The following is a 24079-nucleotide window of genomic DNA, read 5'->3' as shown; positions in this document are numbered from 1 at the left end:
TTTATTATGAAGAGAGTGCTATTTTATGATAAAAAGAGAAGGATAATTATGCACAAAGTATTATAAAATATAAAATTTATTTTTCTCTGATAATTTAGAAAAATATAAAAAATGTTATTTTCAACACTTTAGTAAGGATAATCAACAATATGAAACGTTTACAAAGGTTTATTTTTTAACAGAAAATTTTAATAAAATAGAAATATAAATATACAAAAAATATATTTATGTGTATAATATGAATTGTTAGAACATATATATATTTCTATTTGTTCGAAAATGAAAGGGCTAACATTTTTTTGGAGGGTGGAAGTATGAAAAAAAAGATACCAGTTTTTGTAGCGTCAACAGTAGCGATGAGCATGATGTTAGGGGCATGTAGCTACCAAAAAGATGAACCGCAAGCGAACGCAAAAGGGGATAGCGGGAAAAGCGGTGCGAAGCAAGTTATTAACTTAATTGAAACACAAGAAATTCCAACGATGGACCCAGCGTTATCAGCTGATGCAGTTTCTTCAAGAGTAATGACTAATACGATGGAAGGCTTATACAGTTTAGGGAAAGATGATAAGCTAGTTCCTGGTGTAGCGAAGGAATTCCAAAAGTCAGAAGACGGTAAAAAATATACATTTAAATTACGTGAAGACGCAAAATGGTCAAATGGTGAGCCTGTGACGGCGAAGGATTTCGTATATGCATGGCAAAGAGCGATTAACCCAGATACAGCTGCGAAATCAGCGTACATTATGTATGATATAAAAAATGCAGAGAAAATTAATAAAAAAGAGATGAGTCCAGATCAATTAGGCGTGAAAGCGATTGATGACCATACATTAGAAGTGGAATTAGACAATTCAATTCCATACCTTGTAGATTTAATGGTATATCCAATCTTCTATCCTGTGAATGAAAAGTTTGTGAAAGAGCAAGGTACGAAGTTTGGTTTGGAAGCGAATACAACACTTTATAACGGACCATTTACATTAAGTGATTGGCAACATGAACGTAGCTTTAAAATGACAAAGAGCGCGTCATATTGGGACAATAAAGAAGTGAAGATTGAGGAAGTAAACTTTAATATTGTAAAAGATACGTCTACGCCAATTAATTTATATGAAACAAACGCAGTCGATCGAGCGACGTTATTAGCAGAGTTCATCGATAAATATAAAGGAAAACCAGATTTCCAAACAGTAGAAGATACATCTGTATTCTTCCTTCGTTTAAATCAAAAAGACCCAGCTTTAGCAAATAAAAATATTCGTAAAGCAATTTCACTTGCTTTTGAACGTAAGCCGTTCGTTGATACATTATTAAATAACGGTTCTAAGCCAGCAACAGGATTAATTCCTGATAACTTCATTAAAGGGCCAGATAAGAAAGACTTCCGTGCTGTAAATGGAGATATTGTAAAACCAAACGTGAAAGAAGCGAAGAAGTATTGGGAAGCTGGTAAAAAAGAACTTGGTAAAAATGAAATCGAATTAGAGTTATTAAATGAAGATGTTGAATTATCGAAGAAAACCGGTGAATATTTAAAAGGTGAGTTAGAAAAGAATTTACCAGGCTTAACAGTGAAAATTAAACAACAACCATTTGCGCAAAAACTAAAACTAGAAGATGCGGGCGATTATGTGATGTCATTCTCTGGATGGAGTGCAGACTTCCCAGATCCAGTTACATACCTTGATATGTTTGTGACGGACGGATCGCAAAATAAAATGAAATACTCTAATCCGAAATATGATGAAATTATCATGAAAGCGAAGAAAGATGGAAGCGATGTAAATGCCCGTTGGAAAAACTTATTAGAAGCAGAGAAAATGTTACTTGATGACGCTGCGATTGTTCCAGTATATCAACGTGGTAGAGCGTATATACAAAGAGAATCAATTAAAAATATGTACAACCATAAATATGGCGGCGATTTAAGCTTTAAATGGGCGTCAGTAGAGAAATAAGAAAAAAGCAGGTGATTGCCTGCTTTTTTTAATACGTACGTTTCTTATAAATACCTTTCCCACCAACTTGATTCCAACCGGATTGCACATCCAAACTTTTATTAACAAACTTCATCTTTTCTTTTCCGCCAAAGAGTTTTTCACCAATGCTATTTGTAATGACACCAATCAATGCTGTTATTCCGATGATGAGGGCAGCAACCGTGACAAAATCAATAAAAAAAGCAATCATTTGCAAATTCCCCCTTTGCCTGTCTGTATGTTTATTGTATGAGATAAAAGGTAAAAAAGAAAGAAATGTCAGAAAAATTATTGATTTATTTTAGAAATCGTATAGACATGAAGGAGAATGTTTGTTAAAATAAGAACAAACGTTCCTTTTTATTCTCAATTGTATAGTCTTACATTTCTTAATTGATTTATCAAGAAAAGGTAAGAAAACGTTCTCTTTTTTATAGGAAAGATTCTGGGAAAATAACTATATATCATATGAATAATCTATGAAAAGCAAGCGTTAAGAGGGTTGGAGGTATTGTTAAAGTACAGATGAATCGAGTGTGATCATGTTACATAGCAGTGGAATACACGGAAGAGTTTTCTCAATTAGAAGGAAATTTACTGTATATTTCTTGCAAAATCTATTGTATAATGATTATAGAAGTTACTTATTAAAAGTAATTGTTGTTTGCTAAAAGTTGTTGCTTACATGAAATGCGATTTTTGCACTTTGTTTTAAGACAAGGTATCGCAAAAAAATGCTGAATTTAGAAATTTAAACTGTAATTAGTACAGAATTTGTACTCTTTAAGGAGAGTGAGCTTTGTATGGTAACATTATATAGTTCTCCAAGCTGTACGTCTTGTAGAAAGGCGAAATTATGGCTAGAGGAAAATCATATTCCTTATACAGAACGTAATATTTTCTCAGATCCATTAACGATTGAGGAAATTAAAGAGATTTTACGTATGACAGAAAGCGGAACGGATGAGATTATTTCTACTCGTTCGAAAGTTTTCCAAGAATTAAATGTAAACTTAGAGTCTTTACCACTTCAAGATTTATATAAGATGATTCGTGACTATCCAGGGATTTTACGTCGTCCAATTATGATTGACGAGAAACGCCTTCAAGTAGGTTACAATGAAGACGAAATCCGCCGTTTCTTACCACGTACTGTAAGAACGTTCCAATTACGTGAAGCACAGCGTCTTGTAAATTAATTATAATAATATGAAAACCTTCTACTTATTATATAGTAGAAGGTTTTTTTTAGTGTTTCACATTTCGTAATCGAACTTGTTGCACGATAATACCGATGCATAAAATGGTGAAAATAAATAAGTAAGGAATGCTTGCAGTGAAACTTGGGTTGTTATGAAAAAAGGTTGCAAGTCGGTCTTCATGTGTGACCATTTTTCCAGCTGTATAGGCGAGAATCGCTGCCCCGCAATAAATGAGGAATGGAAAGCGTTCCATAAGTATTAAAATGAGTTTGCTGCCCCAAATAATAATCGGGATAGAGATGAGTAAGCCGATTATTACGAGTAATAATCTTCCGTGAGCTGCCCCTGCAATGGCAATAACGTTGTCAAATCCCATAACAAGGTCCGCGAATACGATTGTACGCACAGCTTGAAATAAAGTTGTTTTTCCTTGAATAGAAGAAAGATCGTTGCTATTATCGGTTAGTAAATTTACTGCAATTAATGTAAGTAAAACACCGCCGATAAGTTGCAGAAATGGAATGTCGAGTAAATAGACAGCTAGTATAGTAAGGAGAATTCTTAGTACGATTGCTAAAAGAGTACCAATCAAAATGGCTTTATTTCGTTTCGATTCAGGTAAATTTCGGCTAGCCAGTGCGATGACGATTGCGTTGTCACCACCTAGTACAACATCGATACCGACAATCATTAGTACGGATGTTAAAAACTCTAAGTCCATTCGTCTGCCTCCATTTATGATGTTTTAATAAGCGAACTATATGTATGTGGTGAAGAGAGAGTAAATCATCTTCTCTAATAAAAGTTTCACTTTATTACAGTGTACGGGGGAAGGTGGAAATGTATGTCCAAATTTTTTGTGAGTAAGAAATCGCTATAATGATATATTTGTGTAGACAATCGAATAAAGATAGGCATATAACTATTTTTGTAAAATAAATCGATTTTATTTCCATTCTGGAGAATCTTATCATAAAATGAGAGTACAAGAATCTATTGATTTGTCATATGAGTGGGGAATCCCTTCATAACAATTCCAAACAGGAAGGGAGAGTTGTATTTTGGATATTGAAAGAATAAATGACCATACGATGAAATTTTTTATTACGTACATTGATATAGAGGACAGAGGCTTTAATCGTGAGGAAATTTGGTATGACCGCGAACGAAGCGAAGAGCTCTTTTGGGAAATGATGGACGAAGCTCGTGATCATGACGATTTCTTTATTGATGGGCCGTTATGGATTCAAGTGCAAGCAGTCGATAAAGGGATTGAAGTACTTGTTACGAAAGCAGAGCTTTCAAAGGATGGACAAAAGTTAGAACTACCAATAGGTGTAGATAAAATCATAGACATTCCTCTAGATGAAGGCATTGAATCATTATTCCAGCAAGAATTAGTGGAAGAGGTAGAAGAGCAAGCAGGAACAAACTTTAACGAAGATGGTACGTTTGGCTTTTTAATTAAGTTTAATGATTTTGAAGATGTTATTTCATTAAGTCACCGTCTTATCTTTGAAGATATAAAAGATGAGCTGTATTCATTTGAGAACCGCTATTATGTATATGTGGAATTCGATGAAGTGCTACATGATGAAGAAGAAATCGATCGTATTTTAAGTATTGTTTTAGAGTACGGAGAAGAATCAACTTTAACAATTCATCGTGTAAGTGAGTATGGGAAACAAATTGTGAAAGAGCATGCGCTTGAAACAATTCGCAATAATTTTCCTGCTAAAACGTAGGCCGATTTCTGTAGTATGAAATCGGCTTTTTATATGAAGAATAGGAAAGCTTTCTTAGTAAGGAGGTAAGAGATGAAAAATACGTTAAAGTTGATTTTCTTTGTTTTACTATTGTTCGCATTATTTGTTTCGTTGCGTATGTTTATTGATGTAGCATTTTATTCGGATGTAATTGGGATAAAAGATGTGTCGATTTTAGGTATTATTAGTATTTTATTTACAGTATCTGCATTTTTAATTGGCTGCGTAATTTTCTTAGAGAACCGTCATCCGTCAAAAACACTTACATGGCTCATTGTGTTAGGTATTTTTCCGGTATTTGGATTCTTCGCTTATTTATTATTCGGACAGAACTTTCGGAGGAAGAGAATGTTCCAAAAGAAGGCGTTGCTCGATGAACAAGCGTTTTTACAATATAAGGGACATGAAGATTATGAAGAACGGATTTTGCGCAATCATAAGCATCAAGAGCTGTTATTTCGTTTAGCGGACCGCTTAGGCGCTTTAAATATTTCATTTCAAACTGAAACGAGAACATTAACAAATGGAGATGAAACGTTTCAGGCCATTTTAGATGGATTAAAACGAGCGAAACATCATATTCATATGGAATATTACATTGTCCGTGATGATAAGCTTGGAACAGAAATTAAAGATATTTTAATACAAAAATCAAAAGAAGGCGTAGTTGTTCGTTTTTTATATGATGCGGTTGGAAGTTTTAGATTATCGAATTCATATATTGAAGAATTAAACGACGCAGGTGTTGAAATGATCCCGTTTTTCCCTGTGCGCTTTCCGATTTTAAACGATAAGATTAATTATCGAAATCACCGAAAAATCGTTATTATTGATGGGAATGAAGGATTTGTAGGTGGATTAAATATTGGTGATGAATATTTAGGGAAGGATAAGTACTTCGGCTTTTGGCGAGACACGCATTTATATTTGCGTGGTGAAGCTGTTCAAAGCTTACAACTTATTTTCCTTCAAGATTGGTTTTATATGACTGGTGAGGCTGTGCTAGCCCCTGAATATTTACAAGCGAAAGCAGTTGAGGGGGATCATTGGGGAGGCGTGCAGCTCGTTGCAGGTGGACCGGATAATAAATGGGAAACAATTAAACATTTATATTTTGCCATGATTTCTTCTGCACGGAAATCCATTTGGATTGCGACGCCGTATTTTATTCCAGATGATGATATTTTATCCGCATTAAAGGTAGCTGCACTTGCTGGTATTGATGTTCGTTTATTAATGCCGAGTAAGCCTGATAAGCGCACCGTCTTTTACGCATCGAGATCGTACTTCCCGGAGCTTTTAGATGCAGGGGTAAAAATATATGAATATGAAAAAGGTTTCCTCCATAGTAAAGTTGTCATTGTCGATTCTGATTTAGCTTCAATTGGGACAGCTAATATGGATATGAGAAGTTTTCATTTGAACTTTGAAGTAAATGCCTTTTTATATGATACAGACAGCATTCGAAAACTCGTTCAAGATTTTAAAGAGGATATAGAAGAATCAAGTGAAATTCATGTCGATCGTTTTCATAAAAGGCGTCTTCATAGACGAATTGTTGAATCGACGTATCGATTATTATCACCTTTATTATAAAAAGAGATGTCCGAAATTGGGACATCTCTTTTTTAAAAGGAATTTGTAATAAATTGTAGAATATAAGGAGCTGAAAGGGTGTGATTCTGATGTTTATCGCTAAAAGAGAAAACGGAGAAAAAATTCATCTACTCTATCATCATGATGAAGAGCTTTTACATCGTATGCGTAAAAGGGAAAGCTTCTTTTGCATAGCTTGCGGGAAAGAATTGCAAATGAAATTAGGGAAACAAAAAAGTTGGCATTTTGCTCATAAGAAAATGGACGCGTGTCTTGCATTTTATGAAGCGGAATCTATGTATCATATGCACGGTAAAGAATTGTTATATAGGTGGTTCAAACGTCAAAACTTCCCTGTATATATAGAGCACTATCTTCCAGAGATTCAGCAACGACCAGATGTTTTTATAGAGAGAGCAGGGAGAACAATTGCGATTGAATACCAATGCGCAAATCTTTCTATAGAGCAGCTGTACAAACGAACCTATTCGTATTGGCAAGCTGGTATACAGGTCATTTGGATCATTGGTGGAAATCAATTGAAAAAGCACTCTGCATATTGGATGAAATTCTCCTCACTTATGGCTTTCTCCTTACAATCTTACCCTCAGCCATTTCTCATTTTTTTCTGTCCGAAACAAAAATTATTTATGAAATGCGCGTTTCTCACTTCATTTTCTACAAACATCTCTTTCTCACATATTATATATTTACCAACTGAAACGACTACTTTTGAAATGCTCTTTTCTCCCGTCTCTTTCCGAAAAGAAACATTAGGTGAGGAATGGAAAAAGCGAAAGAACTACTTTCGGAAAAATGCTTTACCCATTTGGAATTACAATCATAAGTCACTATTACGCCTCTTATATCAATGTAAATGTACCCCAGCAAATTTTCCTTCTGAAATTGGTGTGCCGCTCCCGTCCTCAATTGCTTTTCAAACAAATCCATTTATATGGCAAGCTTTTCTATATATGAAGTGTATAGGCGAGCTTGCGGTAGGCGATTGTATTTCCCTTCAATATGTGTGTAGTTATGTGAAAAAGTATACGAAAAGGCGTATGCTCCCGTACTTTTCACAGCATATATGGAAAGTGGCAGTTACTGAATATATAGTATTTCTATGTTATGCAGGTGTATTGCAGAAAGTGGGGGCTGATAAGTACCGGAAAAAAAGGGGTGTAGTCATACTGAAAACAAAGGAGGAAGTTATGAAATATGATGAAATTTGCTTAGCGTATGCCTTATCTTTATTTGAGGCAAAGTACAACATGAGAGAAGGAAAAGGGGATATAATAAAGACTGATCGTGAAGGAATTACATAAGAAAAATCGAATTGTATGTAAGTAGAGATATTTAAAGGAGGGCTTAAAGGATGTCTGAACAAAACACAGCAAAAACATTACCAGATCGCAAAGAAATTGAAGAATCAAGTACGTGGCGATTAGAAGATATTTTCCAAACAGATGCAGAATGGGAAAAAGAATTCCAAGCCATTAAAGAGCTATTACCGAAGTTAACTGAATTTAAAGGGAAACTTGGTGACTCTGCGAACAATTTACTTGAAGCATTGCAATATGAAGATGAAATTTCAATGCGATTAGGTAAGCTATATACATATGCACATATGCGTTACGATCAAGATACAACAAACTCTGTGTATCAAGCGTTAAATGACCGCGCGACAAACTTATATTCACAAGTATCTAGCAGCACAGCATATATTGTGCCTGAAATTTTATCGATTTCAGAAGATACACTGCGAACATTCTTGAAAGAAAATAGAGACCTAAGTGTATATGAACATGCATTAGAAGAAATTACGCGACAACGCCCGCACGTATTATCTGAAGCGGAAGAGGCTCTATTAGCAGAAGCATCTGAAGTAATGAGTGCATCAAGTAATACATTTGGTATGTTGAATAATGCAGATTTGAAATTCCCATCTATTAAAGGTGAGGATGGAGAAGAAGTAGAAATTACACATGGTCGTTACATTCAGTTTTTAGAAAGTGATGATCGTCGTGTGCGCGAAGATGCATTCAAAGCTGTATATGAAACGTACGGAAAATATAAGAATACATTTGCAAGTACGTTAAGCGGAGCTGTGAAACGTAATAATTTCAACGCCCGTGTTCGTAAATACGATTCTGCACGTCAAGCGGCATTAAGTAATAATAATATTCCTGAAGCTGTGTATGATCAACTTGTTGAATCTGTAAATGATAATTTACACTTGCTACATCGTTACATTGATATTCGTAAGCGTGCATTAGGGCTTGATGAGCTTCATATGTATGATTTATATACACCACTTGTACCAGAAGTGAAAATGAACGTGAAATATGAAGAAGCACAAGACATGTTATTAAAGTCTTTAAATGTACTTGGTGATGAGTATGTTGACATTTTAAAAGAAGCATATGAAAATCGCTGGGTAGATGTGTATGAGAACAAAGGAAAACGAAGCGGAGCATATTCATCTGGTGCATACGGAACAAATCCGTATATTTTAATGAACTGGCATGATAATGTAAATAATTTATATACACTTGCTCATGAGTTCGGTCATTCTGTGCATAGTTACTACACAAGAAAAACGCAGCCGCACGTATACGGTGATTATTCAATCTTCGTTGCAGAAGTAGCATCAACTTGTAATGAAGCGCTTCTAAACGATTATTTATTAAAAACGACAGAAGATAAGAAAGAGCGTCTATACTTATTAAATCATTATTTAGAAGGATTCCGTGGTACTGTATTCCGTCAAACGATGTTCGCAGAGTTTGAGCATATTATTCATAAGAAAGTACAAGAGGGACATGCGGTTACGCCAGACATGTTAACGGAGATCTACTATGATTTAAATAAGAAATATTTCGGTGATGCTTTAGTAATCGATGAAGAAATTGGTTTAGAGTGGTCTCGTATTCCGCACTTCTACTACAACTATTACGTATATCAATACGCAACAGGATTTAGTGCAGCAACAGCTTTATCTAAACAAATTTTAGAAGAGGGGCAACCAGCAGTAGAACGTTACATTAATGAGTTCTTAAAAGCAGGAAGCTCAGATTATCCAATTGAAGTGCTGAAAAAAGCTGGAGTAGATATGGCATCTCCAGAACCGGTAAAAGAAGCATTGCAAGTGTTTGAAGAGAAATTAAATGAATTAGAAGCATTATTATTTGAAGAGAAGTAATAGTAAAGACGAGGAATTTACCTCGTCTTTTTTGTTTTGAATATTTCTGTCGATATTTGTCGAAAAAATAAAGTGAATTTCTTTGTTTTTTTCTAAATTAGAAGGCAATTTTGCGATTTTTTTGTAGTTAAAACCCTTTAAATCGTTTTTTATGGTTGAAATAAGAGAGAGCGATGACAATGACTCCAAATAAAAGAGGAAAGGCAATAATTTTAGGAAAAGCTTGTAGTAGAGAGAGGATGTACAAGAAAAAAGAAACGATGACAGCTAGTAAGATAAGTAAAATATATGTTTTTTTCATACAGAACACCTCCAAAATAGCTTTTTTATAGCTTATTCAGAAATGAAAACGTTTAGAATGTGACAAAAGTGTGAAATTCGACAAAAGGGGTTGTCATCTGACGTCGAATCTTGTAATATAATAAGCGTGAACGAATTCACATACAAACATATACCCCTTTGTTTGAACGTGAAAATTTCTCCCATCCCCTTTAATATTTTTATAAGCCGTAAAGAAAAAGACCTGGTGTTTTACACCAGGTCTTTTTCTTTTGCTATCCATTTCCAATAACGCTCACATTTTACGTCAATCATTTGTACTTTTCGTTTCAGTTGTAATTTTTTCAGTTCGCGCTCAATTTCTTGTTGCGAGCAGTCATATATAAATGCTACTTCTTTTGAAGAGATAAATTGTGTTGCTTCTAATAAAACTTCTAAAGGTGGTAATGGTTCTGGCTCAATTTCACATTTTACAAGTTCTTTCAATAATTGTACGTATACGTCGTAAGAATAAGTTCCAGCGATTTTAATACCTTCTTCATCTGAATTCGCATGAAAAAATACGAGAGAAGGTATTTCTGTAATATGCATCTCATTTGTGAATTTTAAGTCACATTGGAAAGCTTTTTTTGCGCTAGTGGAATGTAGGTCTTTTTTAAATTCTTCTACATCAATACCGCTATCTCTTGCACATGCAAGTAATAATTCACAATCAGGGTTTGATACATTTTCAAGGAAAATATATTCTTGGAGTTTTCGCAAAAACTTCGAACCTGCTTTTCGGCCCTGCAACTCCGCTGCCTTAATTGCCATCGAAACTAAATATGGTGTTGACGATGCCTCTTGCATATGTACCTTTCCATCACATGAAAAACCTTGTAAACTTGTGGTCTTTTCCCACACAAATCGAATATTAGCAGGTTTATTCCATTTGTGTGAGGAAGCGTTCGTTCCGTCCACTTTTCCTGTTACGATATGACGAATAGAGAAGTATTTCCCGTATTCAAGCCATAGTTTAATAATAAAGGGCTCAATTTCCCAGCAATCTTTACAAAGTGGATCAATAAATAAATATGCTTCTACAGACTTATGCTCACATGCGGAAGGAGATGGCATATTGATATGCTTTGCTTCCTGCTTATCCATTACACTTCACCTGTTTCATTTGGAGTATTAACCATATGCTGAGCAGTTAATGCTAAACGTTCAAAAACGAACTCTCTTATATGACCGTGCACTCCTGTGTCATCCATTGCTTGCTCCATACATGATAGCCAAGCCTCTGCTCGTTTTGGCGTAATCTCAAACGGAAGATGGCGTGCTCTTAACATAGGATGACCATGTTCTTCAGTGTACAAATTAGGACCACCTAAATATTGCGTTAAAAATTGTTTTTGCTTCCTAGCGGTTTCTGTTAAATCATCCGGGAAGATGGGAGATAGGTCAGGGTGTTTGCTGACATAGGAATAAAATGTATCTACTAATATTGCAATGCATTGTTCACCGCCAATTGCTTCAAATGGTGTCATCGGTTGCTTGCTCATCCTTTATAAACTCCTTTTTCCATGAAATGTATATCTATTGTAGCAATGGAATGTTCCAGAGGGCAAATAAATAGCCTTCGTAACGTTCTTTGCTTATTCTACAGATGTAAAAGAATCTTTTCCTTTTAAAAAGTGAGATATATCCACTAGTAGAACGTATTCACTAGTGGAATTTTCACTTTAGCGTGCTTTGTTTTGTTTGGCAAGGAAAAAGCGTTTTACTTTATTATTTGTATGACGGATTGGTATGTCGTGCTGCTTTAATAAATGAATAAATGCAGCTTTGCCTGTTTCCTCATCTTGCACTTCAAATTCAATTTCATAATCATCGTGATTGTAATAGAAACTATGATCAAAGACAAGTGTTCCGCCTTCAAATAGCGTTTCGGCTCTTTCAGTTGTTAAACTGCCCATATAAGTTAAAGCGGAAACAGGAATTTGTAATTTGTGTAGTTGATCCATTACAGCTCCTTGAACGATTACGTTTGTTTCCATCATTATTCTTGCTTCATCTTCTGTTACGACTTGATGCGTTTCCAGCAAGCCGACTTCTGCAGGTTGTTTCAATGTTAATGTATAAGTTTCTCCTTTATGACGAATACGAAGTGCAGAGCCAGCTTCTTTTAATGAGAAGCCCGGTGTTTCAAAGTAGTGATTCACCTGTTTCGTAAATACCTCAATAGAGAATGATTTACATAATGTATCGAATTCTGCTTCTGTAACAATATTTTTAAATTCAATTTCAATTTCTTGTGTCATTGTATGCGCTCCTTTTGAAAAATAATTCTTTACACATTATCGCTTTTTCACAAATTTGGTTCAATGTTTTATTTGTTTGCGTCCATGTTATGATACAATAATACTGTTAAGTAAGACAGGAAGTTGAGATGGAGGAGTTAGAGCATGCAAAATAAAATTCAAGTTAAGAGCGTAGAAAAGAGAGAGAATGCTCTTATTTTTTGTGCGGAAAATAATGAAATAGAGGTAAAGGAGTTAAGTGCGCGTAATCACGTACTTGTAGACTCAGACAATTTATCATTTTTATATATCTTAGAAAACGAATCATCTTTCATTTATGTAAGTATTCCGCACACATGCTGGGAAGCAATGCATGAAGCGATGAATAAAGATATGGCAATGTTCGTTCGTGTGAATGACGTTGAAATGGAATTAGAAAGTTTAAAAGAAGAAGTAGAATATTTAGTTGAAAATATTGAAGGTAATGCAAATTACGGAGAAGAACTAGTAACTGCTGTAGAAAAAGTATTTCTATAAGCAAATGGATTGATTTTGGTGGTGGTTGGAATGAATCGAAATTGGGAAGAATTTTTAGCACCTTACCATCAAGCGGTGGCAGAGCTGAAAGTGAAACTAAAAGGAATGCGTACTCAATTTGCAATGTTAACAGAGCATTCTCCAATTGAGTTTGTAACAGGAAGGGTAAAGTCGGTTGCAAGTATTATTGATAAAGCGGAGAAGAGAAATGTACCGCTAGATCGGCTAAGAGAAGATATGCAAGACATCGCTGGCCTTCGAATGATGTGTCAATTTGTTGATGAAATTAAGCCTGTTGTAGAATATCTTCGAAAACGAAATGACTTTGAAATCGTGGAAGAACGTGATTATGTCACGCAAAAGAAAGATAGCGGTTATCGTTCTTATCACGTTGTCATTAGTTACCCAGTTCAAACGATTCAGGGAGAAAAAAAAGTATTGGTAGAAATCCAAATACGTACGTTAGCAATGAATTTTTGGGCAACAATTGAGCATTCTTTAAATTATAAATATAGTGGACGTTTTCCTGAAGATATTAAAATACGCTTGCAACGCGCAGCGGAAGCGGCGTTTTTATTAGATGAAGAAATGTCTTCTATTCGTCTTGAGATTCAAGAAGCGCAGAAAGCTTTTTCAAGAAAACAAGAAACGAAAGATTCCGAATCATAAACTAAAGGGTGTTGGGCGATGAAATTTACAATTATGTCAAAGGGAGATCAATCATCAGATACACTGGCAGGCACGATGAAAGAGTACTTGCTAGATTTTGGATTTATAATGGATGAAAAGGAACCCGATATTGTAATTTCTGTTGGGGGAGATGGGACGCTTTTATATGCGTTTCATCGTTATTATAATCGATTGGATGAAACAGCATTTGTTGGTGTACATACAGGGCATTTAGGTTTCTATGCAGATTGGTTACCGACAGAAGTAGAGAAATTAGTAATTGCAATTGCTAAAACGCCATTTCAAGTGGTGGAATATCCGCTTTTAGAAGTGATTATTCGCTATGTGAATGGGAGTAAAGAGTCACAGTATTTGGCGATGAATGAAGCAACTGTGAAAAGTGCGGAAGGTACATTAGTAACAGAAGTGGAAATACGCGGAGAGTATTTTGAAACGTTCCGCGGGGATGGTCTTTGTATTTCTACTCCTTCTGGAAGTACTGCGTATAATAAGGCGCTTGGCGGAGCGATTATTCACCCTTCTATTGAAGCGATTCAAATTGCAGAAATGGCATCTATTAATAACCGTGTGTTTCGTACTGTAGGGTCGCCACTCGTACTGCCGAAGCATCATACATGTGTGCTGAAGCCGGCTGCAGGAATGAACTTACAAATTACGGTGGACCATTTAACGATGGTGCATCAAGATGTGAAATCAATCCAGTATCGCGTTGCAAACGAGAAAGTACGATTTGTTCGTTTCCGTCCATTCCCGTTCTGGAAACGAGTTCGTGACTCGTTTGTGGCAGATAAATAGAAAGGGTTTATGTATTTGAACAGATTTACATTGAAATGGGATATAGAATCGGCTGAAGAGGGAACTTTAGTTAGAGAGTTTTTAAAAACAAAAGGGATTTCTAAAGCTGCATTAACGGATATAAAATTTCACGGCGGAGCTATTGAAGTAAATGATCAACATGCGAGCGTTCGTCATCAGTTGCAAGCTGGTGAAGAATTACGTGTCTTTTTTCCAGTGGAGGAAAGAAGTGAAGGGATGATTGCGGAAGATATCCCTTTATGTATTGTATATGAAGATGATGCGGTTCTTGTCATAAACAAAGAGGCGAACATGTCAACGATTCCGTCTAGAGAACATCCGGCAGGGAGTGTTGCAAATGCGCTCTTATCCCATTATGATAAGCAGCATCTTGCAAGTACAGTGCACATCGTAACAAGGTTAGATCGTGATACTTCAGGGCTTATGCTCATTGCAAAAAATCGTTTCGTGCATCATCTTTTATCGAAACAGCATCAACAAAAAGCTGTGAAAAGAACATATGAAGCAATCGTTCATGGTGAGATGACCGAACGAGAAGGAACAATTGATGCACCGATTGGACGAAAATCGGATAGCATTATTGAGCGAATAGTTTGTGAAGATGGGCAAAGAGCAGTTACTCATTTTAGAGTGATGGATAGCGCCAATCATAAGACGCATGTATCACTTGAGCTTGAGACAGGAAGAACGCATCAAATTCGTGTACATATGGCTCATATAGGACATCCGTTACTTGGCGATACTTTATATGGTGGGAAAAGGGATGAAATGAAACGACAAGCACTTCACAGTACATCATTGACGTTTTATCATCCTGTTTTAGAGAAGGAAATGTCTTTCACTACAACGATTCCAAGCGATATGCAGGAGGTAGTAAGGCATACTTAAAAAGGGAACAAAATTCTTATGTAATGAAGAATTTTGTTCCCTTTTTTCTTAGCGGAATAATATTAAAATTTGATTTTCACCCGTGCGCTTTATAACGAAAAATCCACTTTCGGATTTTGTTGCAATGCCATCGTTATTTGGACGACAATATCCATGCGTTTCGCAAGTGCCGTCATCGCGTACTAGCATTTGTCCAATTAATCCGACAGGAAGCCACTCGGCACGATCTTTTCTTGCTATATATTTGCAAGCTGGATCCCATTCTGTATTTAAAAGAGGTTGTATGTCTTGCGATTCCGTACATACATATTGACGTTTTCCAAAGCTATCTGTTTTGTAGCGTTTTTGCCAACTTAAAGCACCGCTATTTCCTATAAGTGCCGGGGTTGCGCTAGATATTCCTAAAATGAATGAATCGTTTGAAGTAGCGATCCGAATTTTTTCTTCGCTACTAAATGTAACGAAATAACCTACATCAATAAGATTATTGTCTGCTGTTTCAAACATTTGTGCAAAATCAGTTCCACTTGCATTGTAAGAAGCGCCATCAATATACATTTCCCCATTATGAGCAAGCCACTTTGCACCAATATGATGATCGGTTTCATTTGTACCGTTAGCAATAAACCAAGAATAAGATTCTTCTGCTGTGCCGAAGCGCCCCATAATATGGCTACCTGCAAAATGAGCCGTTGATGTATGATTACCTTCCGCATGAGAAGAGAATCCGTTAGCGATAGTCGCAGTTCCTTCTGCATGTGCTGCTTCGCCTAAAGCGATTGTATGTTTACCTTCCGCATGAGAATAAGATCCGCCTGCTGTCGTTTCACTTCCTTCACTATGGGAACTATGTCCAGTTGCTTTCGTTTTTGATCCTTCTGCATGAGAGAAAGAAGCTTTTGCGTGTGTAAGAAGCCCTTCTGCATGTGAAGCTGTCCCCTCTGCATGAGAGTGAAGCCCCTCTGCATATGCATACCGCCCACCTTTTTTTACTTTTGTATTTTCAGATGTAGGGGTTTGAATTATGATCGTTTTTTCCGTTTGTATATCATTGGATGGTGCTAATGCTTCTTTTATTTTCTTCACTTGATTGATAATAGCAGCTGGAATTTCTACTTCTGTTTTTTGATTTATTGCTACAGGTGTATTTTCTTCTATATTTTTCTCTGTTTGCTCAGAGGGCACAATCTGTTCATTATGAGTAGAGAGAGGTTTATTTTTTTGTTGCATCTTTGTTTTTCTATTATCAATTATGCGGCTCATTACAGCATTTTCTAAAGAGACATATTTTGGTCTAGCTTTGTTTTTTTGGGATGCCTCTTGTCCTTCCAGTTCTTCTAAAGCTGCAGCTCGGATGCTGCACCAGTTGTTAATTCCGTACATGGGCAGATAAAAAGGCGGGCATTTTCTTTTTTGTTTAGAAGATTTTTTCTTCATTCTGTCACCTCCTGCGACAGTATATGCCGTGTAATTAAAAAAAGATGCACTTTATCGCATCTTTTTTTAATTACTTTACCTAGTTTTTATAGGAGAGCGGCCTAAATGATATGGTAATCTCTCGTAAGTTATGAAATTGGGCGAAACTTCTCTGGGAAAAAAGGTAGGGAGGAAGGGACGGAAACAGTCTCCATTTCGGGATAACGTAATCCAGTTAAACTCCCGCCAAATACAGCACCAGTGTCAATGTTAACTGTATGATTTACAAAGCGAGGTTCTTTTACTGGTGTATGTCCATATACAATCCAAGCTTGTCCGTTATATTCCTTTGCCCAGTCGCGACGGACAGGAGAGCCGTCAGCATGTTTTTCTCCTGTAATATCGCCATATAATACAAAGGTTTGTACTTTTTTATCTTGTCTTCCTATGTAATCTTGCCGAATTCCGGCGTGACATACAATTAACCTTTTTTCATCGAGTACGTGATATAAAGGGGATTGCTCATAAAGTGTGATGAATTTTTCCTTTATAATATTCTGTTTATGAGAAGGCAGTGCTTCATATTCGGCAACTGTTGTTTCGAGCCCATGAGCGATTGATACGTTACGCCCGAGGAAAAAGCGGTATAGTTTATTACAGTGATTTCCCGGAGCATAATAAGCTACTTTTTTATTTATGACAAGTTCCCATACAATTTCAATCATACGTAATGAATGAGGACCGCGATCTGTAATATCACCAACAAATGCAAGCTTACGTTGATCAGGGTGAATCGGCAGGTCACTATTCCACTTATATCCGAGTTTCATTGTTAAATCTTGAAACTCTTGGAAGCATCCGTGAATATCCCCTATAATGTCATATTTCATATTTAAACCTCCATCATATTTTCCATTAGTATATCTAAAAAAGGATAGAGATAAAGTGAAACTTTAATCAGTGGGGGGTTTTCTTCATCCCCCACTGATTATTAGCCCTCACCAATCGGACTTTAATGGGCAGCCCGACCCCCACCTAACTTCTTTGCTTTCGCTGAATTTTAAGGTGGGGGTCTTACTGCCCATTAAAGCGGGATAAAAATATACCGTTTTTGTACTTCATTTAAACATAAAGATTTTCGTCCTTGAGCGAACGTTTAAAACAAATCCAATTGCTATCATGTATGTGAGTAAGGAGCTTCCTCCGTAGCTCATAAGGGGTAGTGTGATTCCTGTAATAGGGAGTAACCCGATGGTCATCCCGATATTTTGAAATACTTGAAAAGTAAACATTCCGATTGTACCAGCGCAGATGTAACTACCAAAAGGATCATTACTTTCTAGAGCGATATGAATCATGCGGAAAATAAGTAGGAAAAAAAGTGCAATAATGACACTCGCTCCTAAAAAGCCGAATTGTTCAGCGACATTAGTGAAAATAAAATCTGTATGTGGTTCTGGAAAGTACACTTGTCCATTTTCCCAACCTTTTCCTTGCATTTCTCCCGATCCAGTAGCTAAGAAAGCTTGTCTTAATTGATAGCCTTGCGCATCATATTTGTATGGAGCTAACCAGCCGTAAAAGCGATTTAGTTGATATTCTTGTAAAATGTGTTCTTTAAAGAATTTTGTATGAGTAAAAAAAATATAAGTTAATGTAACGCCAGCTGCAGAAATACCAGAAACTAATCCGAAAATAAAACGCCAACGTATACCAGAAACCAATATCATTGCTGCGAGCATAGCTGAAATTACCATCGTGTTACCTAAATCAGGTTCCTTTGCAATAAGTAGCAGAGGTGGCAAACTTGTTGCACATATTTTTCCGAGTAATAAAAAATCGTCGTGTATTGTTCGGAAAAAATATTTTTCATTGTGATTTGCTATAATTCGTCCGGTGACGAGAATTAAAAACAATTTCATAATTTCAGAAGGCTGGAAATTTCCGATGCCTGGGAGCCTGTACCAAGCAGTCGCACCTTTAATTGTGACGGCACCTGGTACTTGAAGTTCTAGTCCAATGAGTAGTACCAATGCAAAGCTATATAAATACCAAGCAATTTTTTGATAACGATCGAAATCAATAATCATAATGACACCAATGGCTATAAATCCAATGAAGTACCATTGGATTTGCTTTAATACAAAATTTACGCTTTGCAAAAATGGTGGTAAAGAAGCTTGTGCACTTGCAATTGCAAAGCAACTAACAGTCCCAATGGCAAATAAGATGAATAGTAATACGTAGTCTATTTGATATTGAGAATTTGGATCTTTCAATGTATGTATTCCTTTCTATCGCCTAGTAAGTATATGGATCATGTCATGATAAAAATAATATACAAGCAGACTATGCATACATTTATTCCACTATTTGTGGGAAGTCATACATCACGAGGAAGGAATAGCACCTCCCTTGTGATAGACTATATTGCACGGAGCTCTTTTGTAATGATATGTAAACAATAGGAAAGACGTGCATGTGTATTTATATCTGGAATGAGGTTTGGAAATAGATTGTAAAATTTGACCGCATTTTTATACCATCCGTAAGCTCGTATCAACCCCTTTTTATAATATTTGGCGTCTTGCAAGAAACCATACTTTTTCGAGGTTAAAACGAGCTGAGAAAAATCTTCGCAGCCTTCAAGGAATTTATGATGTACTTGCTGTCCAGTATGAAGGCGGAATGAACTTAAGGGCTCAGTGATATACATTGCATCACCTTTTGAAAGTAAACTGATCCAAGAGGCCATATCGACACTACAGCCATATTTTCTGCCATGTAAGGTGCCGAAAGGTTCTGTTAATAGGCTTTTTCTAAAAAGTACGATTGTAGGTTCACCGATAATATTTTGTCCTGCTATAAGCATACGGTTTCCAAAATCTTTCCCATTTAGTAATGTATCTTCATCATATAATTTTTTCATGGAGGGATGTTGTTCAATTGTATCTCCATTATCATTAATCCAAGTGCGATAGGATGTGATAAGTGCGAGATTTTTATTTAAGTCTTGTTGGAAATGAAACATCATTTTTTCGATTTTATTATTATAAAATATATCATCGTCCATTAAGAAATTTATGTACTCTCCATTTGACCGTTCTAAGAGCATAAGGGCGTTATGAAATTGTCCAAGAGTAGAGCTATTTCGAATGTACGTTATATTTTTATACTTATGTAAATAATGTCTGTATATTAGTTTTTTTGTTTCATTATTTGTACTATCGTCTCCTACAATAATTTCGATATTGGAATACGTTTGTGCTAATGCGCTTTCTAGAGCAATTTTAAAATAATGTGGTCGATTATAGGTGGGAATCAGGATGGAAACGAGAGGCGGATTTTTTGTATTATTCATATACAACTACCTTTCAGAAATTTTTTGTGTAAGAATAATATCTTGATAACTTGTATGTTCAGTTCTGCTACACCATGAACCATAATGGGGGGGAGTCTGTACTTCTAGTCCATACTTATTTAATAGGGTATGAATATCTTCCTCAGGATAGGCAACTGCGAAATTCGGGATGTCTTTATTAAGAACATAGCAATTGTCCATTTGATGATAAAAACCTAACGTACTTAATCCTGCATTTAAGTAATAGGAAGAGTCAGAATTAATTAAAAAGAAAGTAATAAAACATCTCCCATCTTTTTTCAAAACTCGTGAAATCTCACATACGTAATGTTCTAATTCTTTCGGAAGGAGATGGGTAAATACAGACGTTAAAAAAATAAAATCGAATGAATCATCTTCATAGGGGAACTTGTATTGGGAAGCATCTTCTTTTCCTTCGGGGTTATAGAATTGATTATATATATCGACATGTTCAAAATGAAAATTGTTGCGGCGTGTTGAAATGTTATTTTTGCACCATGTAATTCCCTCATTGAATAAATCAAATCCATAATAAGCACCATCATCACTTAAATAATTCATTAATGGAACTGCCATTCGGCCGATACCGCATCCTATATCTAATACTGTTTCATTTGAGTTTAAGTTTCCAATTTCAATAAAATACTGCATAAACTCTTTTCCAACTTCTTCAAAGTTACCACCTACATATTGAACGAGTTCTGGGGGTGGAATTAATGTGATTTTTTTCTCATTTTCGTTCATACATTCACTCCGTCCTTGTAGTAAAGTAGGGGATTTCTATTGTATATATAAATTAATCTATAGTGAGGGGAACTTTACACAATTAGCTCTTATGAATAAGTAGTGTGATAGAACCCCTCAAAAAATAAAATTCTATTCTTTTCGCCAATAAATACCGAAATCATCAATTTTCGTAATAGGAGCTTGTAAGTTTCTTTCCTTTCTGAAATCTGTTACAGCCTCGGCGCATGTTACCAATCCGTAATCATCAATAATAATATAGCCACCTGTTGAAACTTTATCGTATAAGTTTACAAGACTATCCATTGTTGATTCATACATATCACCATCAAGGCGAGCAATTGCAATTTTTTCTACCGGTGCTGAAGGTAAGGTATCTTTAAACCAACCCTTTAAAAATTTCACCTGATCATTTAATAAATCGTATTTTCTAAAGTTTTCTTGCACTGTTTCTAAAGAAACTCGTAAGTAATCGAATGTATGCAAATAATCACCGTAATCTTTCGGATATTGTTCTAAGTTAGGTGCTGGCAGACCTTCAAACGAATCGGCAACCCACACAGTACGATCCGTAATGTTGTTTGCTTGTAAAAAACCATTCATAAAAATACATGATCCTCCGCGCCATACACCAGTTTCAATAAAATCACCTTCTATATTTTCCCTGACAACAGTTTCCATAGCCTCATGTAATTGATTCATACGTTTTCGGCCAACCATACTGTGTGCCGCTCTTGGCCAATCATTGCCGCCTTGTCGCTCACTTTTTGAAACGCTAGGATCAACGATTTTTAAATTGTGATTTTCTACGTACTGCTTAAGAAATAAAGGAAGTGGAACTGTAACTGGTTCATATGATAGTTCTTTAGATATATGTAGAGAAGCAGGTAAGTATGGTTCGTATTCTAACCATATTTCAAATAAAATTGTTTTCTTTAATAACTCAAGATAAAGCTGGACAGCAGATTTATTTTCCATATAAGTGCCTCCTGCGGAATGTCATACAACATTATGATTATGTAGAAAAGAAAGATTTCATGATTGAATTTACAAATGAAAAAGCAGTAAAACTGATATCAGTTTTACTGCTAAGTACAAAATTAAGCGATTTTCTCAATAATAATGGATGCACTTGTACCAAGAGCTAGTGATAATCCAATTCCTGTAACAATTGCTTCAACGAGTGATGGTGTTGTAGTAATTTGTGTAATGGCTTGGATAACGATAGGAGCTCCAAGTGAAATTAAGCTTGTGCCCCCACCCGGTACATTCACTCCATTAACTTGAATTGAAAGACTTCCTAATAAACTTACTGCTGCTGTATAAGCAATAACAGTAATTTTGTAGAATCCAGCTTCACTAATTACGAAAGTATCGGGATCCATTTGAGAAATTGCTGTACCAAAACTAGATCCAAGAGTATTAAATGGTACAGGATCATTAACGCCAAGAGCTAAAGAAACTGTAGCTGAGTTAAAGGCATACAACCCTGCTGGAAGTCCTAATCCAGAAGGTCCAGTTGGCCCAGTAGATCCGGTCGCACCAGTTGGCCCGGTTGATCCAGTCGCACCAGTGTCTCCAGTCGGTCCAGTCGCACCAGTGTCTCCAGTTGGCCCAGTAGGTCCGGTAGCGCCAGTGTCTCCAGTCGCGCCAGTAGGTCCAGTCGCACCAATGTCTCCAGTAGGCCCAGTAGGTCCAGTAGGCCCAGTAGGTCCAGTAGGCCCAGTAGGTCCAGTAGGTCCAGTAGGCCCAGTAGGTCCAGTAGACCCAGTTGATCCAGTAGCTCCAGTTGGTACAGTAGGTCCAGTCGGCCCAGTCGGCCCAGTAGGTCCAGTAGGTCCAGTAGGCCCGGTAGGAAGAGTAAACGGCGGTATTGGTGGTAATGTTGGTCCTACAAGATTAGGGTCAAATGCACTAGCTGATAAAGATTCATCGGGATTTAATCCATCTGAATAATTATTATTTGACATAAATTCACCTCCATAAAGCGTTCATTATATAGTAGATGCAAAACCGGAAGAAAATGACACGGACATTTGAATTATTGAAAAGAAATCTTAAACTACTTGTGCAAGTTAAAAAAATGGAAAGTTTATTGTATGTATAACATATGATTGATTTGGAAGAGGGTGATTATGTTGAACAAGCAAGGAATTACAATTAGTTTATGTATGATTGTTCGAGATGAGGAAAATACAATAGGTCGATGTTTAGACGCAGTAGAAAAAATTGTTGATGAAATTATTGTAGTTGATACAGGTTCTATTGATCGAACGAAAGAAATTGTAGCTCAATATACCTCTAACATATATGACTTTTCATGGATTAATGATTTTGCGGCAGCTAGAAATTTTTCTTTTTCGAAAGCGACGCAAGAATATATATTATGGCTAGATGCTGATGATGTGTTATTAGAAGATGCTCAAGAGGCATTGAACCTATTAAAAAGAGAATTAGATTCTAATGTGGATGCGGTTTCGATGCCTTATCATCTTGTAATGGATTCTAACGGAAAACCTTTATATTGTACAAAAAGATATCGACTTGTAAAGCGTGAAAAACAATTTCAATGGTTTGGAAAGGTGCATGAGTATTTAGCAGTTTTTGGTGAGACTTTTAATAGTGATGTTGCGATTACACATAAAAAAGAAAAGAAGGTAACGAACCGTAATTTGAAAATTTTTCAAGATACTGTAGCAGCTGGAGAAGAATTGAGTCCGAGAGATTTGTTTTATTACGCGAATGAATCTATGGATAATCAAAAATATGATGATGCAGTTCTACTATATGAAACCTTTCTTAATCAAGACGAAGGTTGGTATGAAGAGAAAATTTATGCTTGTGGTAAATTAGGAGATTGCTATGCAAAGCTTGGAATGTGGGAGAAGGCCGTTGAATCTTGTGTAAAGTCATTTCGGTATGATGTCCCTAGAGGAGAGAATTGTACAAGAATAGGATATGTATATATGGAACAAGAAAAATACAATGAAGCAATTTTTTGGTTTAAACTTGCAACAGAAGTGCCAATGGCAACAGAGAGTCCTTTTCACAGTCCAGCTAGCTACACATGGATCCCTTATTTACAAATGTGTATTTGTTATAGCAAGTTAGGAGAGCAAGATAAAGCTTATTATTACAATGAATTAGCAGCTTCTTATGTTCCGAATAATGCTGCAATTGAATATAACCGCAAATATTTTCGGAGTGTTTTTGATAAACAATATAAATCGTTATAGGTTGCTTTTTTTAGAAATAGCTTATCACGATTCTAACTATAATAGATTGGTTATATAGTAA

The 24079-nt window shown here is 36.0% G+C and carries 24 protein-coding genes; 11 read left to right on the top strand and 13 right to left on the bottom strand.

All coding sequences use genetic code 11. The features are described from left to right. The first annotated feature begins 314 nt into the window (after positions 1 to 314). Positions 315 to 1961 (top strand): peptide ABC transporter substrate-binding protein, encoded by a 1647-nt coding sequence (locus MR115_RS18050; protein ID WP_063260239.1) that lies wholly within the window; start codon positions 315 to 317, stop codon positions 1959 to 1961. 28 nt (positions 1962 to 1989) lie between these two features. On the opposite strand, the gene MR115_RS18045 is transcribed toward MR115_RS18050, so the two are convergent. Further along, the gene (locus MR115_RS18045) at positions 1990 to 2193 is read right to left on the bottom strand and encodes a hypothetical protein (RefSeq protein ID WP_000559978.1); all 204 of its coding nucleotides are present in this window, start codon (positions 2191 to 2193) and stop codon (positions 1990 to 1992) included. A gap of 592 nt (positions 2194 to 2785) precedes the next feature. Here MR115_RS18045 and spx point away from each other — a divergent pair. Next, positions 2786 to 3181, top strand: a complete 396-nt coding sequence (gene spx, locus MR115_RS18040) for a transcriptional regulator Spx (RefSeq protein WP_000258267.1) — start codon at positions 2786 to 2788, stop codon at positions 3179 to 3181. Positions 3182 to 3230: 49 nt separating this feature from the next. Here the strand turns inward: spx and MR115_RS18035 are convergent, their stop codons facing one another. Then, entirely contained in the window at positions 3231 to 3905 is a 675-nt protein-coding gene (locus tag MR115_RS18035) for a TerC family protein (protein WP_061678732.1), read from the bottom strand. A gap of 340 nt (positions 3906 to 4245) precedes the next feature. On the opposite strand from MR115_RS18035, the gene mecA reads away from it, so the two are divergent. From mecA to pepF, 4 genes are all read left to right on the top strand, one after another. Next, the gene (mecA, locus tag MR115_RS18030) at positions 4246 to 4929 is read left to right on the top strand and encodes an adaptor protein MecA (RefSeq protein WP_000350711.1); all 684 of its coding nucleotides are present in this window, start codon (positions 4246 to 4248) and stop codon (positions 4927 to 4929) included. Between the two features lie 72 nt (positions 4930 to 5001). Then, positions 5002 to 6546: a cardiolipin synthase gene (locus MR115_RS18025; RefSeq protein ID WP_000799208.1), complete on the top strand. Its 1545-nt coding sequence runs from the start codon at positions 5002 to 5004 to the stop codon at positions 6544 to 6546. A gap of 80 nt (positions 6547 to 6626) precedes the next feature. After that, positions 6627 to 7871: a competence protein CoiA gene (locus tag MR115_RS18020; RefSeq protein WP_242242204.1), complete on the top strand. Its 1245-nt coding sequence runs from the start codon at positions 6627 to 6629 to the stop codon at positions 7869 to 7871. 50 nt (positions 7872 to 7921) lie between these two features. After that, positions 7922 to 9748: an oligoendopeptidase F gene (gene pepF / locus MR115_RS18015; protein ID WP_242242203.1), complete on the top strand. Its 1827-nt coding sequence runs from the start codon at positions 7922 to 7924 to the stop codon at positions 9746 to 9748. 127 nt (positions 9749 to 9875) lie between these two features. Here the strand turns inward: pepF and MR115_RS18010 are convergent, their stop codons facing one another. From MR115_RS18010 to MR115_RS17995, 4 genes are all read right to left on the bottom strand, one after another. Next, the gene (locus tag MR115_RS18010; RefSeq protein WP_046957017.1) at positions 9876 to 10049 is read right to left on the bottom strand and encodes a hypothetical protein; all 174 of its coding nucleotides are present in this window, start codon (positions 10047 to 10049) and stop codon (positions 9876 to 9878) included. Positions 10050 to 10279: 230 nt separating this feature from the next. Further along, positions 10280 to 11173 (bottom strand): ClpXP adapter SpxH family protein, encoded by an 894-nt coding sequence (locus MR115_RS18005; protein WP_000360655.1) that lies wholly within the window; start codon positions 11171 to 11173, stop codon positions 10280 to 10282. Then, positions 11173 to 11571: a globin domain-containing protein gene (locus MR115_RS18000; protein ID WP_000043382.1), complete on the bottom strand. Its 399-nt coding sequence runs from the start codon at positions 11569 to 11571 to the stop codon at positions 11173 to 11175. The genes MR115_RS18005 and MR115_RS18000 overlap by 1 nt, the downstream gene beginning before the upstream one ends. A 180-nt stretch (positions 11572 to 11751) precedes the next feature. Then, positions 11752 to 12330, bottom strand: coding sequence for a CYTH domain-containing protein (locus tag MR115_RS17995; RefSeq protein ID WP_097816601.1), 579 nt, complete (start codon positions 12328 to 12330; stop codon positions 11752 to 11754). A 144-nt stretch (positions 12331 to 12474) separates the two neighbouring features. Here MR115_RS17995 and MR115_RS17990 point away from each other — a divergent pair, with 144 nt between their 5' ends. Genes MR115_RS17990 through MR115_RS17975 form a run of 4 tightly spaced genes read left to right on the top strand, consistent with a single transcriptional unit; the run spans position 12475 to position 15240 of the window. Then, positions 12475 to 12846, top strand: a complete 372-nt coding sequence (locus MR115_RS17990) for a UPF0738 family protein (RefSeq protein WP_016088885.1) — start codon at positions 12475 to 12477, stop codon at positions 12844 to 12846. A gap of 30 nt (positions 12847 to 12876) precedes the next feature. Beyond that, positions 12877 to 13515, top strand: a complete 639-nt coding sequence (gene yjbM / locus MR115_RS17985) for a GTP diphosphokinase (protein WP_001081480.1) — start codon at positions 12877 to 12879, stop codon at positions 13513 to 13515. 18 nt (positions 13516 to 13533) lie between these two features. Then, positions 13534 to 14331 carry an NAD kinase gene (locus MR115_RS17980; protein ID WP_000673186.1) on the top strand — a complete coding sequence of 266 codons (798 nt, stop codon included), beginning with the start codon at positions 13534 to 13536 and terminating at the stop codon, positions 14329 to 14331. A gap of 15 nt (positions 14332 to 14346) precedes the next feature. After that, positions 14347 to 15240: an RluA family pseudouridine synthase gene (locus tag MR115_RS17975; RefSeq protein ID WP_242242202.1), complete on the top strand. Its 894-nt coding sequence runs from the start codon at positions 14347 to 14349 to the stop codon at positions 15238 to 15240. Positions 15241 to 15288: 48 nt separating this feature from the next. Here the strand turns inward: MR115_RS17975 and MR115_RS17970 are convergent, their stop codons facing one another. The 7 genes from MR115_RS17970 to MR115_RS17940 form a co-directional block, all read right to left on the bottom strand. Continuing rightward, positions 15289 to 16677, bottom strand: coding sequence for a peptidase G2 autoproteolytic cleavage domain-containing protein (locus tag MR115_RS17970; protein WP_242242201.1), 1389 nt, complete (start codon positions 16675 to 16677; stop codon positions 15289 to 15291). 128 nt (positions 16678 to 16805) lie between these two features. Continuing rightward, a complete protein-coding gene (gene prpE, locus MR115_RS17965) occupies positions 16806 to 17546 on the bottom strand; it encodes a bis(5'-nucleosyl)-tetraphosphatase PrpE (RefSeq protein ID WP_242242200.1) in 741 nt (246 codons plus the stop codon). Between the two features lie 228 nt (positions 17547 to 17774). Beyond that, positions 17775 to 18935 (bottom strand): FtsW/RodA/SpoVE family cell cycle protein, encoded by a 1161-nt coding sequence (locus MR115_RS17960; RefSeq protein ID WP_063260248.1) that lies wholly within the window; start codon positions 18933 to 18935, stop codon positions 17775 to 17777. Positions 18936 to 19081: 146 nt separating this feature from the next. Beyond that, positions 19082 to 20017 carry a glycosyltransferase family 2 protein gene (locus tag MR115_RS17955; protein ID WP_242242199.1) on the bottom strand — a complete coding sequence of 312 codons (936 nt, stop codon included), beginning with the start codon at positions 20015 to 20017 and terminating at the stop codon, positions 19082 to 19084. Positions 20018 to 20023: 6 nt separating this feature from the next. Beyond that, entirely contained in the window at positions 20024 to 20782 is a 759-nt protein-coding gene (locus MR115_RS17950; protein ID WP_061678742.1) for a class I SAM-dependent methyltransferase, read from the bottom strand. A 132-nt stretch (positions 20783 to 20914) separates the two neighbouring features. Then, a complete protein-coding gene (locus MR115_RS17945; RefSeq protein WP_242242198.1) occupies positions 20915 to 21760 on the bottom strand; it encodes a TylF/MycF family methyltransferase in 846 nt (281 codons plus the stop codon). A gap of 122 nt (positions 21761 to 21882) precedes the next feature. Then, positions 21883 to 22752 carry a BclA C-terminal domain-containing protein gene (locus MR115_RS17940; RefSeq protein ID WP_242242197.1) on the bottom strand — a complete coding sequence of 290 codons (870 nt, stop codon included), beginning with the start codon at positions 22750 to 22752 and terminating at the stop codon, positions 21883 to 21885. Between the two features lie 165 nt (positions 22753 to 22917). Between MR115_RS17940 and MR115_RS17935 the strand changes: the two genes are divergently transcribed. Continuing rightward, positions 22918 to 24018, top strand: a complete 1101-nt coding sequence (locus tag MR115_RS17935; RefSeq protein ID WP_088028995.1) for a glycosyltransferase — start codon at positions 22918 to 22920, stop codon at positions 24016 to 24018. Positions 24019 to 24079: the final 61 nt, after the last annotated feature.

The organism is Bacillus cereus group sp. BfR-BA-01309, from assembly GCF_022664315.1.
In the GTDB taxonomy this organism is placed as follows: domain Bacteria; phylum Bacillota; class Bacilli; order Bacillales; family Bacillaceae_G; genus Bacillus_A; species Bacillus_A mobilis.
This window is presented reverse-complemented; position numbering and strand designations above follow the sequence as displayed.